Origin of the sequence: Cryobacterium sp. RTC2.1, assembly GCF_035018685.1 — a bacterium.
Classification (GTDB): Bacteria; Actinomycetota; Actinomycetes; order Actinomycetales; family Microbacteriaceae; genus Cryobacterium; species Cryobacterium glucosi.
The window spans coordinates 1-6,904 of sequence record NZ_JASJXJ010000177.1 but is presented as its reverse complement, the minus strand read 5'-3'; the positions used below and the strand labels follow the sequence as shown (position 1 = coordinate 6,904).

Here is a 6,904-nt window from a genome sequence, read left to right as displayed (position 1 = left end):
ACCCCGGTCAGCACGAAGACGAGCGTGAAGCCGAGCACGAAGAGCCCGACGCCGGCCAGGAGCCGGTTCCGGCCGCGGCCGTCCCCCCGCCCCCCGGGCGCCCCCCCCCCCACGGAGGTAGTACAGACCCGCCGGGGAGTCCGTCGACGGAGTGTGAGTCACGTGGATCGCTGCTAACTGCTCACACTGCGTGAACGGGTCGGTACGGATCGCTCCCGGGGAGCTGCTGGGAGAGCCCTACTTGTTGACGGGAATCGACTGCGCCGTCATGGCCGCAATCGTAGCCGTCTGGCCGGTCTTGAGGGCGTCGATCAGGGTGCCCTTCTTGGTGACCGCGGCCTTGAACCCGTCGGAGACGTCGTTGTATGTCTGCGTCATGGTCGGACCCCAGACGAAGTCGGGCGAGACCTGCGAGGATGCCTTCGAGAAGACGTCGTAGATGGCCTGGCCACCGTAGAAGTCGACTCCGGCCTTGAGCGCGGGCAGTTCCAGACCGGACTTGGCCGCCGGGTACAGGTTGGCGGACTTGTTCAGCAGGGTGAGCGCCTCATCGGAGGTGTTCAGCCAGAGCGCGAACTTCGCGGCCTCATAGGGGTGCTTCGATCCCTTGAAGACAGCGGTCGAGGAACCGCCCCAGTTACCGCTGGCCGTGTCGCCGGCGGCCCACTGCGGGGACTCGGCGACGGCCCACTTGCCGGCCGTGTCCGGTGCGCCGCTCGCGATGGAGTTGGCGCCCCAGGCGGCGGAGTTCCAGGTCCAGTCGCTGCCGGTGTTGTACGCGTTGTTCCACTCGTCGGTCCACGGCGGGTTGGTCGAGACGAGGTCCCGGTCGATCAGGTCCTGCCAGTACGCGGCGACCTTCGCCGTCGTCGGGTCGGTCAGGTTCACGGTCCAGTTGGTGCCGTCGTTCTTGAACCAGGTGCCACCGGCCTGCCAGACGAGTCCGGCGAACTGGTTGATGTCGCTCTGGGAGAAGTTGGTGATGTAGCCGCCGGTCGCGCGGATCTTCTCTGCGGCGGCGGTGTACTCGGCCCACGTGGTCGGGATGGCGATGTTGTTGGCCTTGAACAGGTCGGCGCGGTAGAACATGGCCATGGGGCCGGCGTCCTGCGGGATCGCGTACACCGCGTTGTCCTCGCCGAAGTTGACCTGTCCCCAGGTCCAGTCGACGAAGTCCTTCTTCGCGTCGAGCACGCCGGCACAGGCGGCGAGGTCGGTCAGGCCGTCCTGCACGCGGAAGTTCGGCAGCGCGTCATACTCGATCTGGCCGAGATCGGGCGCGTTGCCGGCCTTGAGCTGGTTGAAGAAGTTCTGGTAGGTGCCGCCGTTGCCGTTGGGTCCGGTCTGCACCTTCACCTGGATGTCGGGGTTCGCCTTGTTCCACACGGCGACGGCGTCCTCCATGCCGGGGACCCAGGTGGTGAAGGTCAGGTCGACCTTGCCGGTCGACGGTGCGCAGGCTGCGGCGGCGGTGCCGGAGCTTGTCGTCGAGGCGGAACAGCCGGTCAGCGCAACCGAAGCTGCGGCGAGCAAGGCAACGGCGACCGCTCTTTTCTTCATTCGCATGTGTCTTCTTCTTTTCTCTTGGGAAAGGAACCGTCCGGCATTCCGGGCGGGTGGTGCTGTGGGTGAAGCGGAGGTGAGGTGAGGGGGCTACTTGACCGAGCCGGCGCTGAGGCCGTTCCGCCAGAAGCGTTGGAGGAGCAGGAAGATGATGATCAGCGGGATGATCGACAGCAGCGCGCCGATCAGCACGTAGTCACGCAGCACGGGGATCTGGTTGACCTGCGAGTTCCAGCCGTAGAGCCCGAGCGTGACCGGGAACAGGGTCTCGTCGCGCAGCATGATCAACGGCAGGAAGAAGTTGTTCCAGATCGCGACGAACTGGAAGAGGAACACGGTGACCAGGGCGGGCACCATCATCCGCACCGAGACGGTGAAGAAGGTGCGCACCTCGCCGGCACCGTCGAGGCGGGCCGCCTCGATCAGTTCGTCCGGCACGCTCGCCGAGGCGTAGATGCGGGCGAGGTAGACCCCGAACGGGCTGACCAGGCTCGGCAGGAACACCGACCAGAACGTGTTGGTGAGGCTGATCTGGCTGAAGATCAGGAACAGCGGCAGCGCGAGCGCGGTTGCGGGCACGAGCACCCCGCCGAGCACGACGTTGAAGATCAGTTCGCGCCCGGGGAACCGGTACTTGGCGAGGGCGTACCCGCACATGCCGGCGATGATCGTTCCGACCAGGGCGCCGAGCCCGGCGTACAGCGCGCTGTTGAGCATCCACTTGAGGTAGACGCCGTCGCGGTAGCTGACCAGGGCGCCGATGTTCTGGAACAGGGAGAAGTCCGCGAACCAGAGCGGGTTCGTGCCGGTGAACTGGGCGCGATCCTTCGTGGCGGCGACGAGCAGCCACCAGACCGGCACCAGGAAGTAGAGCGTGAAGACGCCCATCACGATCATGGCGCTGGCCCGGGCGAACGGGTTCTCCCGCTGGGCACGTGGGGCCGAACCGGGGGTCGAGCGGATGCGACGGGCCGGCCGCACCGGGCCGGGGGTGGGGGTCAGGGTGCTCACTGGGCTTCCTTCCGCTGCGTGAACTTGAGGAATGTGAACGAGAGCACGAAGGTGGCCAGGGCCAGCACCACCGAGAACGCGGCGGCGAGGTTGACGTTGGGGATCGACGACGTCGTGTACACGGTGAGGTTCGGCGTGAACGTGCTCGTCACGGCGGAGCTGAAGCTCCGGAACACCTGCGGCTCGGCGAGGAGTTGCAGGGTTCCGATGATGGAGAAGATCGCGGTGAGCACGATCGCGGGCATGATCAGCGGGATCTTCACCGACCAGGCGATCCGCAGCTGCCCGGCGCCGTCGAGACGGGCGGCCTCGTAGAGCTCGGTCGGGATGGCCAGGAGCGCCGAGTAGATGATGAGCATGTTGTAGCCGACGTAGACCCAGGTGACGACGTTCGCGATGGCCCAGAGCACGAGGTCCGCCGAGAGGAAGTTGATGTTCTGGGTGACCGCGCTGAACGGCGACAGGTTCGGTGAATAGAGGTAACCCCACATGATCGCGGCGATGACGCCCGGTACCGCGTATGGCACGAAGAACGCGAGGCGGAAGAACTTCTTGCCGCGCACGAGCGGGGAGTCGAGCAGCAGCGCGAACAGCAGCGCGAGCCCGAGCATGATCGGCACCTGCACGGCGCCGAAGGCGAGCACCCGGCCGACGGACTGCCAGAACGGGCCGTTCTGGAAGACCAGGACGTACTGGCTGAGTCCGCCGAAGACCTCGGTCGCCGCGCCGAAGGTGCCCTCACGCTTGATCACGAGCAGGGATTCGTAGATCGCGTAGCCGATCGGCACGAGGTAGAACAGGGAGAACAGGGCGCCGAAGGGGAGCACGAAGATCAGGATCGCGCGCTTGTGCTGCACCCGCGGCTTCGCCGGGCGGGGGCCGGGCCGGCCGGCGAGCCGGCGGGCCGTGCGGGTGTCGCCCGGGACATCCGTGAATCGGGCGGTGGAAGCACTCATGCTGCCGTGTCCTCTCTGATGACGCGCACGGCGCCGGCCGGTACGCGCACAATGCGGTCGACGGCGGCGTCGGTGACGAGTTCGTGCCCGCTGGCGGCGATCTCGATCTCGGCGTGGCCGTGGTTGATGACGAAAAGGTAGCTGTGCGTCGCATCGGCGCGACGCACGACCTCGATGGTGCCGTCCGATTCCGGGCCGAGGGCGGTGACCCGCGCGGCCTGGGCGACCGTGCGCATCACCCCGCGCAGGGCGTCGGGTTCGAGTGCGGTGGCGAGATACCAGGCGGTGCCCCGGCCGAAGCCGTTGCGGGTGATCGCCGGGACGCCGGGCAGGGGGCCGTCGCGGTAGCTCGCAACGGCGGTCGCGCCGTCGAGGCGCAGTCGCTCGGTCCAGAGGCCGGCAGTCGCCCCGGAGTCCAGGCTCAGCGTCCGGCCGGGGAGCAGCGGGGAGAACTCCTCGACACGGATGCCGAGCATCTCGCGGAACGCGCCGGGATAGCCGCCCGGGCGGACCCGGTCGTCCTCGTCGACGATGCCGCTGAAGAAGGTGACGAGCGCGTGCCCACCGTTCGCGACATAGTCGGCGAGACCGGCGGCATCCGCGTCGGTGACGAGGTAGAGGGTGGGCACGACGACGAGGCGGTAGCCGCTCAGGTCGGCGTCCGGAGCGATCACGTCGACCGTGATGCCGAGACGGTGCAGCGCGGTGTATGCGGCGTGCATCTGGCCGAGGTACTCGACCGACTGTGACGGCCGGGATTCGCCGTCCCCGGCCCACCAGGCTTCCCAGCTGAAGACGATCGCGGCATCGGCGATGACGCGGGTGCCTGCGATGTCGCCGAGCCGGTCCAGGATGGCGCCGAGGTCGACGACCTCGCGCCAGAGCTCGGTGTCTGTGCCGGCGTGGGGAACCAGCGCGGAGTGGAACTTCTCCGAGCCCTGCAGCGAGGCCCGCCACTGGAAGAAGCAGACCGCGTCCGCGCCGCGGGCGACGTGGGTGAGGGAGTTGCGGGTCAGCTCGCCCGGCGCCTTCGCGAGGTTGTGCGGCTGCCAGTTCACGGCACCGGTCGCCTGCTCCATCAGCAGCCACGGGGCCCCGCCGGCGAGCCCACGGGTGAGGTCCGCTGCGAAGGAGAGCTCGGTGACGGGGTCGCCGAGACGGTGGTCGAGGTAGTGGTCGTTGGCGACTACGTCGACCTCGGGCGCCCACTGCCAGTAGTCGAGGTTGCGGATGTGGGCGGTGACCATGAAGTTGGTGGTGACCGGCACCGCACTGTGGCGGCGGATGACGTCGCGTTCGCTGCGGTAGTAGTCGAGCAGCTCGTCGGAGCTGAACCGGTGGAAGTCGAGCACCTGGCCGGGGTTGCGGCTCGAGAGGGTGAGTCGCGGGGTGAGGATCTCGGACCAGTCACCGTAGTGCTGGCTCCAGAACGAGGTTCCCCAGGCGGCGTTGAGCGCGGCGATGGTGCCGTAGCGCGCCTGGAGCCAGCGCCGGAAGGCCAGCGTGCTGTCTTCGTCGTAGCAGAGCGCGTTGTGGCAGCCGAGTTCATTGGACACGTGCCAGAGCGCGATCGCGGGGTGCCGGCCGTAGCGCTCGGCGACCTTCTCGACGAGGGCGAGGGCGTGCTCGCGGAACACCGGCGAGCTCGGGCACCAGGCCTGGCGACCACCGGGGTAGCGGATGCTGCCGTCCTCGGTCTCCGGGAGGATCTCCGGGTGCAGCGTGGTGAGCCACGGCGGCGGCGAAGAAGTGCCGGTGCCGAGGTTGACCCGGATGCCGTTCGCGTGCAGCAGGTCGATGATCGTGTCGAGGTTGGCGAAGTCGTACTCCCCCGGCCTCGGCTCGATGTGTGACCAGCCGAAGATGTTGATCGCGACGAGGTCGACGCCGGCCGCGCGCATCAGCCGCATGTCCTCGGCCCAGGTCTCCGGGCCCCACTGCTCGGGGTTGTAGTCACACCCGTATGCGATGCCGTCGTGGGCGAACGGGACCGCGGATGCCGCCTCGTTCTGGACTGCTGCTCGCGCGTTCATCGGCTCCCTGACGTCGTTGGCACCGGCATCCGCCGGATGGTCTGTGAACGTGCACAGACCGGGTGGAAAAAAAGACCCTGCGGCCGATCTGTGAACGTACACAGAGTAAGTACGGATCGCGATCCGTGTCAAGGACCATTTCGCGAAACGGGCGATACAGTTATCGAATGGTGACCAATCCGGGGCGGCGCAAACGTGCCACGATCCACGATGTCGCCCTCGAGGCCGGGGTCTCCCGCGGCACGGTGAGCCGGGTCGTGAACGACGAACCCTACGTGTCCGCCGAGGCGCGGATCGCGATCGAGGCCGCCATCGAGAAGGTCGGCTACGTGCCGAACACCGCGGCCCGCAACCTCGTCATGCAGCGCTCGCAGGCGATCGGTTTCATCGTGCACGAACCGCACTCGCTCTTTCTGGAAGACCCCAACATCGGTGAGATCCTGCTCGGGGCCAACGCCGCGCTGTCCCTCGCCGACTTCCAGATGGTCTGCCTCATCATCGACTCCGAGAGGGACACCGACCGGGTCGCCCGGTACCTGAGCGGCGGCTTCGTCGACGGGGTCATCGTCGTGTCGGCCCGCAAGAATGACCCGATCACGCGCATTATCGAGAAGCTGGGACTGCCGTCGACGTTTGTCGGGCATCCGCCGGACCTGCGGCAATTGCCGTTCGTCGGCATCGACAACCGGAGCTCCGCACGCGCGATCACGGAGCGCCTGCTGGCCACCGGCCGCACGCGCGTGGGCATGATCGCCTCCGCCCTCGACCGCGACTCGGGAGCCGACCGGCTGGCCGGGTTCACGGATGCCCTCGGTCCCCTGTTCGACCCGGCCCTCGTGGCCCGGGTGCCGTTCTATGCGTATGCCGATGGTGTCGCGGGCATGCGCGCGCTGCTCGCCGCCGAGCCCGGACTCGATGGGGTGTTCGCGGCATCCGATGCCGTTGCTGCGGGCGCGCTCGAGGCGCTGCGCGAGGCCGGGCGCAGCGTGCCGGGGGACGTCGGCGTCGTCGGCTTCGACGACAGCGCCTGGGCGCTCCGGTGCCAGCCGTTGCTCTCGACCGTGCACCAACCGGCCGCCGGCCTCGGCGAGCGGGCTGCCGAATCGGTGCTGGCCCAGCTGCGCGGCGAGGAGCCAGAGCTCGGCGGCATCCTGCTCACCACCCCGATCGTCTGGCGCGACTCCGCCTGACCCGCCCTGCCCTGCCTTGCACCCGTCTCCCTCCCTCGCGAGAGTACGTTTTTGGCCCTTAAACCACGGGTTTAAGGGCTGTGAAGTCTCGTTCTCAATCTGACAGTTCTGTCTCATGACCTTGCTGACAGTTCTGTCTCGGGACCTGCCT

General features: G+C 67.8%; 5 protein-coding genes. 1 reads left to right on the top strand and 4 read right to left on the bottom strand.

What is annotated here, in order from left to right; all coding sequences use genetic code 11:
• Window positions 1–237: 237 nt before the first annotated feature.
• The 4 genes from QN357_RS16675 to QN357_RS16660 form a co-directional block, all read right to left on the bottom strand.
• Window positions 238–1,566 (bottom strand): ABC transporter substrate-binding protein, encoded by a 1,329-nt coding sequence (locus QN357_RS16675; protein ID WP_198413369.1) that lies wholly within the window; start codon window positions 1,564–1,566, stop codon window positions 238–240.
• A gap of 87 nt (window positions 1,567–1,653) precedes the next feature.
• Window positions 1,654–2,460, bottom strand: a complete 807-nt coding sequence (locus tag QN357_RS16670; protein WP_134446013.1) for a carbohydrate ABC transporter permease — start codon at window positions 2,458–2,460, stop codon at window positions 1,654–1,656.
• A gap of 110 nt (window positions 2,461–2,570) precedes the next feature.
• Window positions 2,571–3,530 carry a carbohydrate ABC transporter permease gene (locus QN357_RS16665; protein ID WP_134445948.1) on the bottom strand — a complete coding sequence of 320 codons (960 nt, stop codon included), beginning with the start codon at window positions 3,528–3,530 and terminating at the stop codon, window positions 2,571–2,573.
• Entirely contained in the window at window positions 3,527–5,563 is a 2,037-nt protein-coding gene (locus tag QN357_RS16660) for a beta-galactosidase (protein ID WP_323505234.1), read from the bottom strand. The genes QN357_RS16665 and QN357_RS16660 overlap by 4 nt, the downstream gene beginning before the upstream one ends.
• Window positions 5,564–5,730: 167 nt before the next feature.
• On the opposite strand from QN357_RS16660, the gene QN357_RS16655 reads away from it, so the two are divergent.
• A complete protein-coding gene (locus tag QN357_RS16655; protein ID WP_134445950.1) occupies window positions 5,731–6,753 on the top strand; it encodes a LacI family DNA-binding transcriptional regulator in 1,023 nt (340 codons plus the stop codon).
• The last annotated feature ends 151 nt before the right edge of the window (window positions 6,754–6,904 follow it).